Source organism: Dysgonomonas termitidis, assembly GCF_054657735.1.
This window is the reverse complement of the sequence record NZ_BAAHYD010000002.1, coordinates 1205326-1222745: the sequence shown is the minus strand read 5'-3', so window position 1 is coordinate 1222745 and position 17420 is coordinate 1205326. Positions and strand designations below refer to the sequence as shown.

Annotated in this window: 20 protein-coding genes; 14 read left to right on the top strand and 6 right to left on the bottom strand. The window is 39.7% G+C overall.

Annotated features, from left to right (window positions below):
• Positions 1 to 220 precede the first annotated feature (220 nt).
• Positions 221 to 817 carry a D-sedoheptulose-7-phosphate isomerase gene (locus ACYQ3L_RS09025; protein ID WP_379998584.1) on the bottom strand — a complete coding sequence of 199 codons (597 nt, stop codon included), beginning with the start codon at positions 815 to 817 and terminating at the stop codon, positions 221 to 223.
• A 198-nt stretch (positions 818 to 1015) separates the two neighbouring features.
• On the opposite strand from ACYQ3L_RS09025, the gene ACYQ3L_RS09020 reads away from it, so the two are divergent.
• Entirely contained in the window at positions 1016 to 1951 is a 936-nt protein-coding gene (locus ACYQ3L_RS09020; RefSeq protein ID WP_379998582.1) for an HU domain-containing protein, read from the top strand.
• Positions 1952 to 2018: 67 nt separating this feature from the next.
• On the opposite strand, the gene upp is transcribed toward ACYQ3L_RS09020, so the two are convergent.
• From upp to ACYQ3L_RS09005, 3 genes are all read right to left on the bottom strand, one after another.
• Positions 2019 to 2675, bottom strand: coding sequence for a uracil phosphoribosyltransferase (upp, locus tag ACYQ3L_RS09015; RefSeq protein WP_379998580.1), 657 nt, complete (start codon positions 2673 to 2675; stop codon positions 2019 to 2021).
• A gap of 62 nt (positions 2676 to 2737) precedes the next feature.
• On the bottom strand, positions 2738 to 3481 hold the full coding sequence (locus ACYQ3L_RS09010) for a shikimate dehydrogenase family protein (RefSeq protein WP_379998578.1): 744 nt from the start codon (positions 3479 to 3481) through the stop codon (positions 2738 to 2740).
• Positions 3482 to 3580: 99 nt separating this feature from the next.
• Positions 3581 to 4198: an OmpH/Skp family outer membrane protein gene (locus ACYQ3L_RS09005; RefSeq protein ID WP_379998576.1), complete on the bottom strand. Its 618-nt coding sequence runs from the start codon at positions 4196 to 4198 to the stop codon at positions 3581 to 3583.
• Positions 4199 to 4429: 231 nt separating this feature from the next.
• On the opposite strand from ACYQ3L_RS09005, the gene ACYQ3L_RS09000 reads away from it, so the two are divergent.
• Entirely contained in the window at positions 4430 to 5887 is a 1458-nt protein-coding gene (locus ACYQ3L_RS09000) for an aminoacyl-histidine dipeptidase (RefSeq protein WP_379998574.1), read from the top strand.
• 161 nt (positions 5888 to 6048) lie between these two features.
• Here ACYQ3L_RS09000 and ACYQ3L_RS08995 read toward each other — a convergent pair whose 3' ends face one another.
• The gene (locus ACYQ3L_RS08995) at positions 6049 to 6285 is read right to left on the bottom strand and encodes a hypothetical protein (RefSeq protein WP_379998572.1); all 237 of its coding nucleotides are present in this window, start codon (positions 6283 to 6285) and stop codon (positions 6049 to 6051) included.
• Positions 6286 to 6434: 149 nt separating this feature from the next.
• Here ACYQ3L_RS08995 and ACYQ3L_RS08990 point away from each other — a divergent pair, with 149 nt between their 5' ends.
• From ACYQ3L_RS08990 to ACYQ3L_RS08960, 7 genes are all read left to right on the top strand, one after another.
• Positions 6435 to 7499: an acyltransferase gene (locus ACYQ3L_RS08990; RefSeq protein WP_379998570.1), complete on the top strand. Its 1065-nt coding sequence runs from the start codon at positions 6435 to 6437 to the stop codon at positions 7497 to 7499.
• 296 nt (positions 7500 to 7795) lie between these two features.
• Positions 7796 to 8512, top strand: a complete 717-nt coding sequence (locus ACYQ3L_RS08985; RefSeq protein WP_379998568.1) for a DsbA family oxidoreductase — start codon at positions 7796 to 7798, stop codon at positions 8510 to 8512.
• Between the two features lie 168 nt (positions 8513 to 8680).
• The gene (locus ACYQ3L_RS08980) at positions 8681 to 9094 is read left to right on the top strand and encodes an EamA family transporter (protein WP_379998566.1); all 414 of its coding nucleotides are present in this window, start codon (positions 8681 to 8683) and stop codon (positions 9092 to 9094) included.
• Positions 9095 to 9138: 44 nt separating this feature from the next.
• Positions 9139 to 9894, top strand: coding sequence for a methyltransferase family protein (locus tag ACYQ3L_RS08975; RefSeq protein WP_379998564.1), 756 nt, complete (start codon positions 9139 to 9141; stop codon positions 9892 to 9894).
• Positions 9895 to 9966: 72 nt separating this feature from the next.
• The gene (locus tag ACYQ3L_RS08970) at positions 9967 to 11424 is read left to right on the top strand and encodes a choice-of-anchor Q domain-containing protein (protein WP_379998562.1); all 1458 of its coding nucleotides are present in this window, start codon (positions 9967 to 9969) and stop codon (positions 11422 to 11424) included.
• Positions 11408 to 12454, top strand: coding sequence for an endonuclease/exonuclease/phosphatase family protein (locus tag ACYQ3L_RS08965; protein WP_379998560.1), 1047 nt, complete (start codon positions 11408 to 11410; stop codon positions 12452 to 12454). The genes ACYQ3L_RS08970 and ACYQ3L_RS08965 overlap by 17 nt, the downstream gene beginning before the upstream one ends.
• Positions 12455 to 12458: 4 nt before the next feature.
• The gene (locus ACYQ3L_RS08960; RefSeq protein ID WP_379998557.1) at positions 12459 to 13346 is read left to right on the top strand and encodes a beta-1,6-N-acetylglucosaminyltransferase; all 888 of its coding nucleotides are present in this window, start codon (positions 12459 to 12461) and stop codon (positions 13344 to 13346) included.
• Here ACYQ3L_RS08960 and ACYQ3L_RS08955 read toward each other — a convergent pair.
• A complete protein-coding gene (locus ACYQ3L_RS08955; RefSeq protein WP_379998555.1) occupies positions 13333 to 13815 on the bottom strand; it encodes a MarR family winged helix-turn-helix transcriptional regulator in 483 nt (160 codons plus the stop codon). The two genes, ACYQ3L_RS08960 and ACYQ3L_RS08955, sit on opposite strands and share 14 nt — an antisense overlap.
• 153 nt (positions 13816 to 13968) lie before the next feature.
• Between ACYQ3L_RS08955 and rpsF the strand changes: the two genes are divergently transcribed.
• The 5 genes from rpsF to ACYQ3L_RS08930 all read left to right on the top strand — a co-directional run bounded on the left by rpsF (position 13969) and on the right by ACYQ3L_RS08930 (position 17366).
• The gene (gene rpsF / locus ACYQ3L_RS08950; RefSeq protein ID WP_006798739.1) at positions 13969 to 14325 is read left to right on the top strand and encodes a 30S ribosomal protein S6; all 357 of its coding nucleotides are present in this window, start codon (positions 13969 to 13971) and stop codon (positions 14323 to 14325) included.
• On the top strand, positions 14326 to 14595 hold the full coding sequence (gene rpsR, locus ACYQ3L_RS08945; protein ID WP_183305946.1) for a 30S ribosomal protein S18: 270 nt from the start codon (positions 14326 to 14328) through the stop codon (positions 14593 to 14595). It abuts the gene before it with no gap.
• Positions 14596 to 14614: 19 nt separating this feature from the next.
• Positions 14615 to 15058, top strand: a complete 444-nt coding sequence (rplI, locus tag ACYQ3L_RS08940; RefSeq protein WP_379998553.1) for a 50S ribosomal protein L9 — start codon at positions 14615 to 14617, stop codon at positions 15056 to 15058.
• A 128-nt stretch (positions 15059 to 15186) separates the two neighbouring features.
• Complete coding sequence (locus tag ACYQ3L_RS08935; protein WP_379998551.1) at positions 15187 to 15576, top strand: hypothetical protein; 390 nt, start codon at positions 15187 to 15189, stop codon at positions 15574 to 15576.
• A gap of 611 nt (positions 15577 to 16187) precedes the next feature.
• Complete coding sequence (locus ACYQ3L_RS08930) at positions 16188 to 17366, top strand: tyrosine-type recombinase/integrase (protein ID WP_379998549.1); 1179 nt, start codon at positions 16188 to 16190, stop codon at positions 17364 to 17366.
• Positions 17367 to 17420 lie beyond the last annotated feature (54 nt).

Sequence of the window (17420 nt, the reverse complement as noted above, 5' to 3'; positions counted from 1 at the left end):
AGCCCTATGTCACCTAAACCTAAAAGGATATTGATTCCAATCCGGTCAAATAAATCCAGAGCACACAAAATCAGGAATTTACCACAACCACAATCAGCCGGACCCCCTCCTGTTTTTTTTGCGTTACAAATGTAGGCATTTTTTAGCTGAAAGCAAGCATATTATCGACAAACATTTCGCCTTCCGGTAAACACCCTAAATCTGATTAATTCCAGAATAATTATTTATTATTTAAATATCCGAACAGTTCCTCTTCCACAATACAACAAATTATATGGCCGATAAGTATGTGCGATTCTTGTATCCGCGGAGTCTCATCCGAAGGGACTTTTAAGCAGATATCGCAAATCTCCGACACCCGCCCTCCTCTTTTACCTGTAAGAATAACAGACTTAATGCCTTTCTCCTTACAAGCCATTAATGCTCTCACTATATTCTCCGAGTTACCGGAGGTAGTAATTCCAATAAAAACGTCTGCAGCCTGAGCATGAGCCTGCACCTGACGTTCAAACAACCGGTCAAAACCATAATCGTTGCCTATAGCCGTCAATATAGAAGTATCCGTAGAAAGAGCAATAGAAGGTATACCCGGCCTGTCGAAATAAAATCTACTTACAAATTCCCCTGCAATATGCTGGGCATCGGCTGCACTTCCTCCATTTCCGGCCAACAGGGTTTTTCCACCTTGTTTATAGGCATCCGTTATCATTCCGGCCGCATCCTGAATATTTTTCAGCAAAGTAATATCGGTTAGTATCGCCTCTTTCACGGAAATTGAATTCTCTATCTGACCAATAATAATATCTTTAGTGTCCATTGTTTACTTTTTTCACAAAATTAATGCTTTTATATTAATCTACGGTTTTTTCATCCATACTCTTTTTTCAAATCTTGTTATCAGATGCAAACACTTACAAATTTTCTTAAATACTGAGCACAACCGAAATAGACAGACCTAAGAATAAAATTTCAGTTTTAACTACAAAAATATCCGGCTTATGCTTATATTTGCAATATGGAAAAAACAATACTTACATACCTGGAATTTTCACTTCCTATACATAATTGTGTTATCATTCCTGACTTCGGTGGCTTCATCTTAAATATGGAACCGGCCGTGTTTTTATCCAATGGCGAGATCAACCCTCCTAAAAACAGTATTGTATTCAATCCCGAATTAAATCATAACGATGGTATTATCGCATCATACATTTCCAAAAATGAGAATATATCCTATAACGCTGCATGTAAAAGAATAAAGGAGTTTGTCGCAACTATTAAGATGGGCCTGAAAGATGGCAAAACGGTTCCATTCGGCAATTTGGGTTCATTTACATCCGACAATGGAGGCAATATTATTTTCGTTCAGAACATTATGATTATACATCCCGGCCTGTTTGGCCTATATCCTATGGGTATAAAACAACTGGCCGAGATAGACAAGATAACCTTCAGGAATAAAAGGAACCTGTCCCTAAAGTACACTATAGGTGCCATTGCCGCCAGCGTAGCTGCAATCACACTGTTTATGACGCCTGTTAGTATCAAAGACAGCAATAATAAAAATTCTCAAAAAGCTGATTTTATATCAACAATTACAAGTTCATTATCACACTATCAAGATAAAGAAGTTGAAAACGTGAGCAATCAGGCATATAGTACAGAACAAACCGGCAACACGACAGAAGAAAATCCGGCCAGGCCTAAATCCGGCCGTCTTTATTATATTATTGTCGGAGGAGAAGACACAATGGACAGAGCGAATAATCTGCTCGCAAAAATTAAAAATAATGGTTTCAACAAAGCCAATATTGTAGAAGGAGGTGACAGATACAGGATATATGTATCTTCGTTCGACGATAAAACAGAGGCTGAATCGTTCCTCGATACTTTCAGGAAAGAAAACCCCAAGTTTGAGTCCGCATGGCTCTATTCTAAAAGGAACAATTAAACTAATCAATATATCATAAATAAGAAAGTCCGGAAATTCCGGACTTTTTTATTTTCAATACCTTATCTTATTCTTTTTCACCATAAGCTAAATCACCTGCATCTCCCAATCCCGGGATAATATATGCATACTCATTCAATTCAGGATCTATAGCTGCCGCCCAGATAGTAGTCCTATCCTTCGGGAAATTCTGTTCGCAGTATCCTATTGCCTGCCTACTGGCTATAATAGTTGCAATATGGATATGTTTAGGCTGTCCCTTCGTCAGCAATGCCTGGTATGACAAATCCATACTCCCGCCTGTCGCTAACATTGGGTCCGTGAGAATTAATATTTTATCCTCAATTCGGGGTGATGCTATATATTCGATATGCACATGAAAACTCTGATGATTTTCCCGGTATTTCCTGTACGCTGAAACAAATGCATTTTCCGCCTGATCGAAACAGTTCAGAAAGCCATGATGATATACCAGTCCGGCACGCAAGATAGTTCCTATCACAATAGGGTCGGATGGTACATTTGTGACCGAAGTACCTAACGGGGTCACAGTTTCCAGAGGAAAATAGTTCAACGTCTTACTTATCTCATAAGCCATGATCTCCCCTATCCTTTCTATATTACGTCTGAAGCGCATGCTGTCTTTTTGGATTTCCACATCGCGCAGTTCACTGACAAAACGATTCAATACAGTGTTTTGTTCCGATAAATTTATTGTTTTCATTATTATATTTTGAGCCAAATTTAATTGTTTTCTTTCAATTTCACAAAATCAATAATCGAAATTTATTTATTCCATATATCCCAGGCTGCCAAAGCCTGCAATTCTAGCATCTCCGCACCGTTCTTCACCTTAGTACCTCTTTCTTTGCCAAGTCTCAGAAATTTAGTTTCGGCAGGATTGTAGACCAGATCATACAACAAGGAATCCGGAGTCAGATACTGATAAGGAATGTCCGGCGCTTCATCTACATTCGGGAATGTACCTAATGGCGATGCATTCACGATTACCGTATATTCATTAAATATACCTTTATCCAAATCCTGATATTGCAGTTGTCCGGCCTTAGGTGTGCGGGAGACATATATAAAATCGAGTCCCAGATTCTTTAATCCTCCGGCCACTGCTTTTGAAGCTCCTCCCGTACCCAGTATCAACGCTTTCTTATGAATCCGCTTGTCAATCAGTGGTTCAATAGAATTTCGGAAACCTATGATATCGGAGTTGTATCCCACCAACTTTACCTTATCGCCGTCCTGTATGAATTTTATAACATTAACTGCACCCAGTTCCCTTGTCTGAGGTTCCAGATCATCGAGATATTGAATTACTTTTTCTTTATAAGGAATGGTTACATTCATTCCCTTAAGATTCGGGTGTGCCTCGACAATATCCGGAAATAAGGAAATATCCGGTATCTCAAATTTCACATATTCGGCATCGATACCCTCCCTCTGAAACTTCTCGGTAAAGAAGCGGGGTGAAAAAGACTGAACCAAAGGGTTCCCTACAATTCCATACAAATCCATAATATTTAAATTTAGCTTTGACTATATAGATCTGAAAAGGTATAAAAAAATAGGATAATACCCTACGGCAATTATCCTATTTCTATATTTTCATTTCTGTTATTTTGCTGCTTCCGGTTTGTAGCGGCTGTTGAGCAATTGTATCACATCTTTTGTAATATCGTATGAATCTTTTGCAAGCAGGATATTATCCAATCCCGTATTACTAAAGATCACCTGATAATTAGCCTTTTTATTATAATCTTTCAGGCAGACACGTACAGAATCGGTTATCTCCGCATTTACTTTAGCCTGTTTTTTCATATAATCTTCTCTCAATCGTTCTGCTGTAGTATGGAGGTCAGCCTCCATTTTCTGGATACGGACTTGTTCCTGTTGCGCGCGTTCCTGGCTGAGGAACACATTGTTATCGATTTTCTTTCTGAAATCGGCTACTTCCTGTTCAAATTGACGTTGCTTGTTGTTCAATGTAGCATTAGAATTGTTATATTCCTTCATCAAAACGTCATTTGCATCTTTTGCATAATTGTAATTGATAAGTAAAGAGTCAACATTGACATAAGCTATAGGCAAAACGCCTGTAGAATCACCTTCTGCAAATTTCAGGGATGCAGATCCACCTTCTGTGCTTTTCTTATTAGATGTAAAAAATAAAATAAACAATACGATTATTGCAACTGCAAGTACACCGTTAATAACATAAGAGATATTCTTCATTTATTTAAATGCATTAGTTAATCCTTTTTTAAAACAGAAAATCCGTGGGTACGGGACTCATTTCCATACCTGTTTTTGAGAACGACTTGGCAAAGATATATCTTTATGTTAAAACAACGCTATATTGAAACCTTTAAAAGATGTAAAAAAATTGCTTTTTATATGTTATCTCTCTAATTTTATATGTTATTACTAATTAGAGTAGTCATCTACTAAAAAATTTAACGGAATATGACAATAAAAGATTTAAAGCCTGGTGCAGTGTGGAATTATTTTCATGAAATAAGCCAGATCCCGCGCCCATCGAAAAAAGAAGGTAAAATTATAGCTTATCTGCTCGATTTTGCTCAAAAGCATAATCTGGAGGTAAAGAAAGACGATGCCGGGAATGTGCTTATTACCAAGCCTGCGACCAAAGGTAAAGAAAATCTTCCGACCGTAATACTTCAGGGACATGTAGATATGGTATGTGAGAAAAACAGCGGTACTGTCCATGATTTCGATAATGATCCGATAGAAACAGTCGTAGAAGGCGACTGGTTAAAGGCAAAAAACACAACACTGGGTGCCGACAATGGCATCGGGGTTGCAGCAGCACTGGCAATACTTTCATCAGATACAATAGAGCATGGCAAGCTGGAATGCCTGTTCACCGTGGACGAAGAAACAGGCCTGACCGGAGCCTATGCTTTAAGTAAAGATTTCCTGAATGGGGATATCCTCATCAATCTGGATACAGAAGAAGAAGGTGAAGTATATATAGGATGCGCAGGTGGTAAGATAACTACAGCTACGTTTACATACAAACAGGAAAGCACTCCTTCAAACTATTTCTGGTTTAAAGCTCAGATAAAAGGATTGAACGGAGGGCACTCCGGTTCGGAAATCCATAAAGGGCTCGGCAATGCAAACAAAATACTAAACCGTTACCTATGGACTCTCAGCAGGCAATATGGCCTGTCCCTCGCAGAATTTAACGGAGGAAACCTGCATAACGCCATTGCCCGCGAAGCATATGCCATAGCAGGAGTACCTTATAATAAAAAGGAAGAGGTAATAGTGGCATTGAATACACTGGCTCCGGAAATCGAAGCTGAGTTGAAAAGCATAGATCCAAACCTGAAAATGACAGTGGAATCTACCGACACTCCATCGTTTGTTATAGATAAGGACACAGCAAACAACTTACTGAACGCACTATATGCTTGTCCCCATGGCGTACTGGGCATGAGTTTTGAAATACCCGGACTGGTGGAAACATCTACAAATCTGGCTTCGGTGAAAATGAAAGAAGGAAATACAATCCTGATAACTACAAGCCAGAGAAGTTCTACCAATTCATTGAAGGATGATGCAGGAAATATAGTGAATGCTGTATTCACAATGGCGAAAGCTAAGGTGGAACATTCGGCGGGATATCCGGGATGGAGGCCTAATCCGGATTCTAAAGTACTGGCAGTAGCTAAAGATGCTTATCAAAAGCTCTTCAACAAGGAAGCGGAGATAATGGCAATCCATGCCGGTCTCGAATGCGGGCTATTTCTGGAAAAGTATCCACATCTGGACATGATTTCGTGCGGACCTACAATCCGGAATGCACATTCGCCGGAAGAACAGGTAGAAATCCCTTCCGTTGAAAAATGGTGGATTTTCTTACTTGAAATACTGAAAAACATTCCTGCTAAATAAAACCGACCAGGCTATTCGATATATAGCATCTGAAATAAAATATTTGCCGTGCCGATAGTAATATGCTTAATTGGCACGGCATTTTTATAAAAGGATTTATTTGTTCTATTTTTAGTTACAAGTTACAACGCTCTGTGAGCAGTTACAAGTTACGAGTAGGCTTATGCACATAGGACTAAAGCCTGAAGAGCCTCTGTTCTGTCGTCGCATCGCGATTCCGGCCTCGTCCAGCAGGCGGGGCACCCAATCCGTAAAGCGGAGGTGTAGAGCAAAATACGGTAGCTGCTATACCTGACTGATAATCCGGCTAAAGATGATTCCGTATTATTTTGCTCCACCGGAGCTACGGTTTTGGGTCGCCGGGGGATGCTGCCTTGATTTTTTGTTTCGTTTTGCATCAAGGCAAAATGAATTGGAGCGAAGCGGAATTGAAAATCGGCGTTAGCCAAATCGGTACAGCCAAATACAAGCCGACTGGCGCGTTAGAAAAATAGAACTTTAAAACAAGACAGAAAATTCCAACATAAAACACTTATTAAGAAAAAAAATGAAAGGAGATAGGGTATTCAGTCTCGATTTGCTCAGAGTATTAGCCTGCTATATGGTAATACAGGTACACGCCGGTGAATTTTATTACATTGGGGACGGAGGAACCGTCGCGAGTGGAGACGGTCCGCTCTGGGTCAACATCTATAATTCGCTGTTCAGAACAGCAGTACCCCTGTTTATAATAATTACAGGCTATTTTGTCCTGCCTGTCAAGGAACAGATGAATATATTCTTTAAGAAACGCTTTACCCGTGTATTGATACCGTTCATTATATGGTGTATATTATATGCACTATATGCTTTCGCTATGGGTAAGACCGATATGGAAGGAATATTTGTCAGTATAGCCAAAATCCCGGTTAACTATGGGGTAGAGGTCGGTCACCTATGGTATATCTATATGCTGATCGGGTTATACCTGTTCTTTCCCGTCATATCCCCCTGGCTGAATAATGCATCGCGCAACGGCCTGCATTTTTACCTCATTATATGGGCAATCACATTACTCCTCCCTTATATACATCAGGTATTCCCCGAGGTATTGGGAGAATGTTACTGGAATCCGACATCCCTGCTATATTACTTTACCGGATTTCTCGGATTCGCCATACTCGGCTTCTATCTCAAAAAATTCTGTACGGCAAAGAGCAAATGGGACCTGCCCGCCGGACTGTCTTTGATTATAACAGGTTACACAGTTACATATTCACTCTTCGCAAGCCGGCTCGGGACAGAGGAATTAGTTCCGGATCTGGAATTGTCATGGAACTACGGAACCATCAACGTGGCAATCATGGCTTTGGGGATATTTCTTGTCATAAAGAATATCAAATGTAGAAAGGACACTATCCTGAAAAAAGTAATAACAAGTATTTCCATTATGAGTTATGGCATATACCTTGTGCATATAATGGTTTTGAATTTCTTCTATTGGGCTTTCGATGATATTTTTTCCACAGCCGCAATAAAAATCCCTCTACTGGCTATATGTACTTTTCTGGTATCTTATATTATTATAAAAGTAATTTCATATCTGCCGAAGAGTAAATATATTATAGGTTAATAGTATCTTTGTATTATTATAGCCTTGTTACTTTTTAAGTTTAACAAATATATTTATCTATACAATAAAGCATTGTTTTGCAGCTCTTTGAAATAATAAATAGTAACAAATAAAAAACAAAAAAACTGTTACCTTTGTTACCTTTTTTAATAGTTACAAGTTACTTCGCCCTAGGGCAGTTACGAGTTACAAGTTAGTTCACTGTTTACTGTTAACTGATATATCTGTTACTTTTGTTACCTTTTAGGAACTACAAAACTAATTATCAACGAAATAGAGATAAAAAGATGGATAAAATGAAAATAGACATATGGTCGGATATAGCCTGCCCGTATTGCTATATAGGCAAACGAAAACTGGAAACGGCTTTGAGCCGTTTCCAGCACAAAGACAATATAGAACTTGTCTGGCACAGCTATGAATTAGATCCTGAACTTCCGAAAGAAGCTCTGGAGTCGAAAATCTACGGATATTTCGCGGATAAATATCAGATAAGTATAAATGAAGCCCATGAAACAATGGCAAATACGGCTAAACTGGCAAAAGAAGTCGGATTAAATTATGATTACGACAATCTTATCGTGGCTAATACATCCGACGCCCTCCGTCTGGTGAAGCTGGCAAATGAATCGGGACTGGCAACCGAAGCCGAAGAGATACTCTTCGATGCCTATTTTGTGAAAGGTGCAGACATAAGCGACAACAGCATTCTGGTGAAATTGGGTACACAAATAGGACTGACTGAAAAATCCATTGTGGAAATGCTGGACAGCGATAAATATCTGGACAAGATAAAAGAGGATATTGAATATAGCGAAAACGAGCTTGATCTCGAATACATCCCTTTCTATGTATTCAACAACAAGCAAATAGTGCAGGGTTCCATTCCTGTTGAAGATTATCTGGAGGTGCTGAACAAAGCATATGCCGAATGGGAACAAAACGGCATATCTACCGGAAAAGGAGAAATCATAAGCGGGCAATCCTGTTCTATAGACGGCGTTTGCAGTTGAATCGCAAACCACCCGATAACTTTGACAAAGGGAAATGTCTTGCATAAAAATGAAAATAGGTCGATAACGGAACAATAAGGACCCCATGAAATTCGTTATAATGGTTGTAAAAATAATATCCACCGAATTTACTTTCTGGTTCGGCGAACATATATAGGGAAGAAGAATATGTGGAAATACTATGCTCTTTTATCAGCCATATTTGCTGCGCTCACAGCCGTTTTAGCCAAAGTTGGAGTAAAAGATATCAATGGGAATCTGGCTACTGCTATCCGGACATCAGTTGTACTCTTCTTAGCTTGGGGCATTGTCTTTTTCAGCGGCCATCTGAAAGATGTAAAGGAATTAAGTAAAGTCAGCCTTGTTTTTTTGATTTTGTCGGGATTAGCCACAGGACTTTCATGGATATTTTATTTTAAGGCTCTGGAGACAGGCGATGTATCGAAAGTTGCGCCGATTGATAAATTGAGCATTGTTTTTGTAATGGTGCTGGCATTTATTTTCCTGAAAGAACCAATAGATATAAAAACTATTGCCGGCGGAACATTGATACTCGCCGGGACAATAGTGCTAATTTGGTAGTAAAATTATGATTATATATTTAATTACATCAATAGAAAAGTGATATGGCATTGAAAGAAGAATTTGAGCGGCAAGGAAATTGGCTTTTCCGCTATAGGGGTATATTACCCATTATTATCCTGTTTATAGGCGCATACTTATATTTGCAAACGGAAATATACCCCGAGACATTTATACTCGAAGGAACTCTTTACGAAGCATATTATGAGGTGGCATGTCTGGTTATAAGTCTGTTAGGGTTAGGTATCCGTATTTATACTGTAGGATATACACCGGAAAATACGTCGGGCAGGAACACTGCCAACGGGCAAGTTGCGGATACACTCAATACCACCGGCGTGTATTCTGTTGTAAGGCATCCGCTTTATCTGGGAAATTTTTTAATGTGGTTAGGAGTATGCCTGCTGACCGGCAACCTGTGGTTTATTATTGCCTTTTGCCTTCTATACTGGGTTTACTACGAAAGAATCATGTTTGCGGAAGAACAATTCCTAGGTAGGAAATTCGGAACAGTTTACAGTGAATGGGCAGACAAGACTCCGGCTTTTTTACCGGACTTCGGGCTGTTTATAAAACCTTCATTGTCGTTTAGCTGGAAAAAAGTATTGAAAAAAGAGAAGAACGGGTTGCTCGCCTTGTTTCTGATATTCTGTGCTTTCGATTTGTCCGGAGAATGGGTGGAACATCAGAAAGCCTATAATTACTTTCTCATTATAGCGTGCCTGATAAGTATAATCTCTTATTGCGTATTGAAGTATTTGAAAAAGAAAACCGGAGTTTTAAATGAAGCAGGCCGATAGAATATATCTTTTACATCCATCTGAAATTTGGTATGGCGAGATAAAAATGACAGAGTACTGAAATCATTAATTATGAGTTATAAAATAACGGGAACTAATTGCAAATTAAAGAAACTGCTTTATCTGTTGTTTCCTTTGAAAAGGCTGGCAAGGGGGATTATTCTATTATCCGTTTTCCTTTCGATATTCAGCTCCTGTAAAGATAGAGATGATTTTTCGGACGACAAGAGCCTGAGCCTCTCATTCTCGAGCGATACAATCAGTTTCGATACCGTATTTACTACTATCGGCTCTGCGACACGGCAGTTTAAAATATATAATAAGAACAGCAGATCGCTCGTGATAGGCTCGATAGAATTGATGAACCCAGCAAAAAGCGGATTCAGAATGAATATCGACGGAGAAAAAGGGACGAAGCTCTCAAATGTAGAAATACTGAAAAAGGACAGTCTTTTTGGATTCATAGAAGTTACTGTGAATCCTACGAATAATGAAAATCCGTTGTTAATACGCGATTCTATCAGATTCGAAACAAACGGAAATATCCAGTACCTGCAACTGGAAGCTGTAGGACAGGATGTCTATATATGGAAAGGCGAACGGATTACCCAAGACTCTGTAATTACAGGCAAAAAACCGCTTCTTGTATATGATTCCATCGTGATCGACAAAGGGGTTACGGCTACAATGGCTGAAGGCACCAAAGTCTTTTTGAGGAATAATGCTTCTATCCGGATACACGGTACGCTGATAGCCAGCGGGACAATAGAAAAGCCTGTCATTTTCAGGGGAGACCGCTTTGACAAGATTGAAGCAGATATACCTTACGACAATGTCCCGGGACAATGGGACGGCGTGTATTTCTATTCCGAAAGTTACAACAACCAACTTGAAAACATAAATATACGGAATGCCACAAAAGGCATAACATTCTATGCGTCAGACATCCGGTACAAAAAAGCAACCTTATTGAATGCAATTGTACAAAACACATTGGAATACGGGATATTAGCCACAAACAGCAATATTGACGGCGGGAACTGCCTGCTTGTCAACTCGAAAGGCGCCGCACTTAATCTCAACGGGGGAAAATATTCATTCCTGCATTGTACGATCGCCAGTTATTTCAGATGGTCGGCAAGGACGACGGAGGGCCTGGTAATAAGCAACAGCAAGGAGATGCCGTTAGTTCAATGTGATTTTATGAACTCTATCGTTTACGGTTCATTGAACAGAGAATTCTTAATGAATAGAAACGCTGACGCAGTCTACAATCATCAGTTCATAAACTGCCTGATAAAAGGCACGGAGATTTCAGACTCGCACTTTGAAAATATAATATGGAATAAAGACCCTCTATTCAAAGACTTAAATACGGAAGGTATCTATTCATACAACTTTGAGTTACAGGAATCATCTCCGGCCATAGATAAAGCTGATAAAACATATTCCAGGGGTCTGCCTTTCGACTTGCGGGGTAAATCCCGTCAGGATTCCCCCGATATTGGTTGTTATGAGCAGATTAAATAAATTCCGGAAGATACTGCAAGGCATTATATTGCTGCTGATAATCAGCATACAGGCAAATGCCCAGGAAAATTTCCGTATCATGTTCTACAATGTAGAGAATATGTACGACATAAAAGACAATCCGGGAACAAACGATGACGATCTCACTCCAAGCGGTCAATTGCACTGGACAAACCGCCGGTATTGGAAGAAGCTAAATGATATAGGCACGGTCATAGCATCTGCCGGCGATAAATATCCGCCTGCGTTAGTCGGCATATGCGAAGTAGAAAACGACTCTGTACTGTTCGACCTTACCAAAAGAGCCGGACTGAGGAAACATAAGTATGAATATATAATAACCAACTCCAAAGACAACAGAGGTTCGAACACTGCCCTGCTCTATCAAAGGGACCAGATAAAGATAATAAGCAAAAGGTCTTATACTCCCACCCTGCAATCGGACCCAATGAAAACGACACGGGATATACTTCATGTTACAGGGAGAGTCATCAATGATGAAATACTGGATATATTCGTTTGCCACTTCCCTTCACGGCGCGAAGGGATCAAAAGGACAAGACCCGACCGCATACGGTGTGCAGAACTATTGAGACAGAAGACCGACAGCCTTTTCCGCATACGGAAGAAAGCGAATATCATTATTATGGGCGACTTCAATGACTATCCGAATGATATAAGTCTATCTGAAAGCCTTGGCGCACATAGCATCAAATCCCCGGTTTCGGACAAAAACTTATACAATATGTTTTATCATTATTCAGGCGAGAAGAATGCAGGCTCTTATAAATACAGGGGGAAATGGAACTTCATAGACCAGTTTATTATAAGCGGGAACCTATTGAACCTCTCTTCTAAAATTTCGATAAAAGGGAAAGAAGCACATGTTTACCCTGCATCATTCCTCTTGCATGACGATAATAAAAAGTATGGCGGACAGAAGCCGTTCCGTACTTATTCAGGATTTAAATATCTGGGAGGATACAGCGACCACCTCCCTGTTTATATGGATTTGATTATTAAAAACTAAAGAAATGAAACACGCCATACTGGTAACAGCATATAAGAATCCACAGCAATTAAACGAACTGGTAGACTTCTTCGATGAAGACTATTCATTCTATATCCATATAGATAAGAAAAGCCGGATTACCGGTTCTGATATTAAGATGCTGGAAGAGAAGCCTGCCGTTAAGCTCGTATCGCGGGAATACAGAGTCAACTGGGGTAGCGTCGACCACCTCAAAGCCATCCTCCTTTTATCGAAGGAATGCGCGAAAGACAAAGACATAGATTATGTCCACCTGATCACAGGACAGGACTTCCCTGTAAAGTCGCCGCAACAGATATCCGGTTATCTGAAAGAGAATTATGGAACAGAGTATCTTTCGGCCAGGCCACTACCTATTAAAACATGGATAGGAGGAGGATTCAACCGGGTTATATATTACAATCTGTATGAGGTCTTTAATGCAAAAAGCTGGCATCGCCTATTTATCAAAGCATTTGTACAGATACAAAAGTTTGCGGGTTATAAAAGGAAACTGCCATCCGAACTAAACAGCCTCTATGGAGGTTCAACCTATTGGACTCTGACACTTCCGGCGGTAAAATACTTCCTCTGCTTTCTCGATAAGTATCCTAATATTTTGGAAACTTATAAATATACGTTTTGCTCCGAAGAGATCCTGTTGCATTCCATACTGATGAATTCCCCGTTCAAAGAAAAGGTAGCGAAAAAGAACCTGAGATTCATGTTATGGGAAAACAGGGACGGAGTATATCCGGCCAATCTGGACGAAAGGGATTTTGAGGACATTATCCGTTCGGACACGTTCTTTGCGAGAAAATTTGACTATCCTGTCTCCGGAAAGCTGCGAGACAGATTAATAAGATATTTATCAGGTTCTAATAGCGATTAGAATCCTCCAGGGCCTCCCGTATATTGCCGAAAACAGCCGCCAACAGGAAGCGCACCTGCTTAAGCCCGTCTTCGTCAATTCCCGCCAAAGCAGCATCCATGGTCTGATACACTGCTTTATTGGCCTTGTCTTTTATTGATTTACCAAGATCAGTGAGAAATATATAATTGGAGCGCCGGTCCGTAGTGGAAGCATTACGGTAGACAAGATTTTGCTTGGCAAGGTTATCGATCAGGCGGGTCATACTCGGCTTATCTTTAAATGTGGAGTTACATAAGGTCTGCTGAGTGACACCATCTTCACGCCAAAGAAAAGCTAATACCGTCCATTGTTCGGGTGTAATATCGAGCCCTTCTTTACGAAGGTTGCGGTACATCATACGGTTAATTGCCATCGATACTTTTCCGTTGATGATAGGGAAGATAAGATCCTGATCTCCATCCAAGCTGAGTATTTCTTCATTTTCCATTGACGGTTCCTCTTATATTGTGTACAAATGTAAGATAAGAAGTCTGCTTATCAAAGATTTTTTAAAGCTTTAGCATTTGTTATATAAATAAAAAGCTCTATCTTTGCACCTCATTTGCAAAAATGACATGTTTAATTTATAATTATTTAATTTATGAACAATTACGAAACCGTTTTCATTTTGACTCCCGTTTTGTCTGATGTACAGATGAAGGAAGCGGTAGAAAAATTCAAGACTATTTTGACCAATGAAGGGGCAAAAATAGTAAATGAAGAAAACTGGGGACTTCGCAAACTGGCTTATCCGATCCAGAAGAAATCCACCGGTTTTTACGCGATGTTAGAATTTGAAGCTGATCCGGCTGTTATCGCTAAACTAGAAATCAACTTCCGCCGCGACGAACGTGTTATCCGCTTCCTGACTTTCCGCCAGGATAAGTTTGCACACCAGTACGCAGAAAAGAGAAGAAATCTAAAATCACCTAAAAAAGAAGAAGTAAAGGAGAACTAAATTATGGCACAGCAATCAGAAATCAGATATTTGACTCCGCCTTCAGTTGATGTCAAGAAAAAGAAGTACTGCCGTTTCAAAAAGAACGGTATCAAGTATATCGACTACAAAGACCCTGAGTTTTTGAAGAAATTCCTTAACGAACAGGGAAAAATCCTTCCTCGCCGTATTACCGGAACATCTCTGAAATTCCAACGTCGTGTTGCACAAGCTGTAAAAAGAGCCCGTCACTTAGCTTTGCTTCCTTACGTTACAGACTTAATGAAATAATAAAAAGGAGGAAAAAGAAATGCAAGTTATATTGAAAGAAGACATCCTTAACTTAGGATATAAAGATGAAGTCGTGACTGTGAAAGACGGTTATGGACGTAATTACCTTATACCTCAAGGTAAAGCTGTGATAGCATCAGAGTCTGCAAAGAAAGTTTTGGCTGAAAACATGAAGCAACGCGCTCACAAACTTGAGAAAATCAAGAAAGACGCCGAAGCTTTGGCTGCCAAACTTGAAGGAGTATCACTTACTATCGGGGCAAAAACAAGCTCTACCGGTACTATCTTCGGTTCTGTAACTAATATCCAGATCGCAGAAGCTCTTGAAAAATTAGGTTACAATGTAGACCGTAAAGTTATCATCATCAAAGATGCGGTAAAAGAAGTAGGTACTTACAAAGCAACAGCTAAGCTTCACAAAGAAGTTTCTGTAGAAATTCCTTTCGAAGTAGTTTCTGAATAAGATACCGCTAAAATACAGGAAAGAGAGTTGTCATTAACAGCTCTCTTTTTATCTTTACCAAACCTTAACAAAAATTAAAAGATAAATATTATCTTTGCATCCTTACTATTAATAAATAAATACAACTTATGAGAAATTTAACAAAAACTACCCTTAGCATTATTGCTATTGTATTTGCATGTTCATTCTTTATCCAATGTAGCGATGCAAAAAAGAAATACCTGGAATTACAAGTTGGAATAGTCAACAAACAATGCCCTCTTGATATGGGAAACGGCATGACTATGGAAAAGTGTACCATTGAAGGAGGAGACACAATGGTAACAGAATTTAGCGTAGCCGATCCGTCTGTATTAGTAATAAATGACGAAACTAAAGCTACAATGATAAATGCATTTAAAAACTCACCGGAACTTAAGTCTGCAAAAGATTTTGGGATCACATATAAATACATTTATCTTGATTCTGACAAGAAATCGTTAGGAGAAATCGTTATCACTCCGGACGATTATAAATAAAAATCAGGTAAGTAATAATACAAGAAGCCGAAAGACGATATTTTGTCTTTCGGCTTTTTTATATAAATAATGTGAATGGGGGATTATTCCTATAATAATTATCTGTTTTTTGGTAAATACTTTATCTATATATATGGCTTTTAGCCGATAGCTCTTTGAAGTATTGACAGGCCCTCTAAATCCCCCAAAGGGGACTTACGATGAGGGTAAAAAGTAATAAGTAAAAAAGTGTTACCTTTGTTACCTTAAAAGTTACCATCAAAATTCACCCAGAAAGCAAACGAAAATAAAAGGGATATAAAAGAAACTAAATACGCTTATATACAGTTATTTAAACTAGTTAATAAGAGTAAAAATAGATTTTTATTTTTCATTTACATAATCCTTTTTTATCCATTATTTGTTACCTGTTTGTTACTTATGTATTTTTATAATTGTTACCTTGTTTGTTTTTCGTAAACTATTATGTTTCTTGTATTTATATAATATCTGATTATTAGTTATTTAAAAACATATATATCAAAAGGTAATTAATCCTTATTTTCCTTTGATATACCGTTCCTTGTTTGTATCTTGCCCCCGGTTTAATTTTTAATTTAATATTTATCCTTATGACAAACAGCAGGAAACAACCCAAAGCAAAGGAGCCGGTAAAGATACGCTTCAAACAACTCTCCGGCGGCAGCCAATCCATTTACTTCGATATCTACAGGAACGGTAAGCGCTTATACGAGTTCCCCAAACTTTACCTTGTACCCGAAAGGACACCCGAAGACAGGGAACTGAACCGCCGTATGCTTGACAAGGCCGTCCGTATCAAGGCGCAACGTATCGACGAACTCTCCAGTAAGGAAAACGGCTTTGTCAATATGGGACTGAAACAAAAGGCGAATTTCATCAAATATTTGCAGGCATTGACGGAACGTAAAGAAGCGGAGGGCAAGACAGCGGTATGCGATACTTATAGGAGCCTTATAAAACACCTGATCCTTTATAAGGGTGACGGGCTAACCTTCAGGTCAGTTACCAGGGAGTATTGCTGCGGCTTCAGTGAATACCTGCTGACAGCGGAGAACCTCTCCAGCCGCCGGGGCATTGCGGCAAACGCTAAAGGCAGCCTGTTATCCAAAGGCAGCCGTTACGGTTACAGCCGCGCCTTATCCATTGTATTGAACTGTGCGGTACAGGATGGTATCATTCCCGATAACCCGATGAAGAAGATGACCCGCTTCGAGCGTCCCAAACGTCCGGAAAGCGACAGGGAATACTTAGGCCTGGAAGAAATCAGGGCGCTGGTAAAGACCGAATGTATCAAACCGCTGGTAAAGTCAGCCTTCCTGTTCAGTTGTTTCAGCGGGTTGCGCTTCTCGGATGTCAAGGCCCTGAGATGGGACGATATCCAGACCGACCATGAAGGCAGGAAGCAGATCTGCTTTACCCAGCAGAAGACGAAGAAGAAAGAATACTTACAGGTATCTGACGAAGCCTTGAAGTTCCTCCCGGAAAGGGGAACCGCTATGGGAGAAGATATCATCTACCCCTTATCATCCAGCGGCTTTACAAATCAGGCCCTTAAAAGCTGGGTATTGGCGGCAGGGATAAAGAAGCGCGTGACCTTCCATGTAGCCAGGCACACAAACGCTACCCTTTTGCTGTCCCTGGGCGTTCCTATCGAGACAGTAAGTAAGCTATTGGGACATGCCGATATGAAGACGACACAGATATATGCCAAAGTCATAGATAAGAACAAGCGTGAGGCAGTCAGCAAGCTGGACGGACTGACAGACTAGGGGGGAGAGCTTTCTCTTCGTTATTCAGATGTTCGTTCCCACTCTTCAATATCC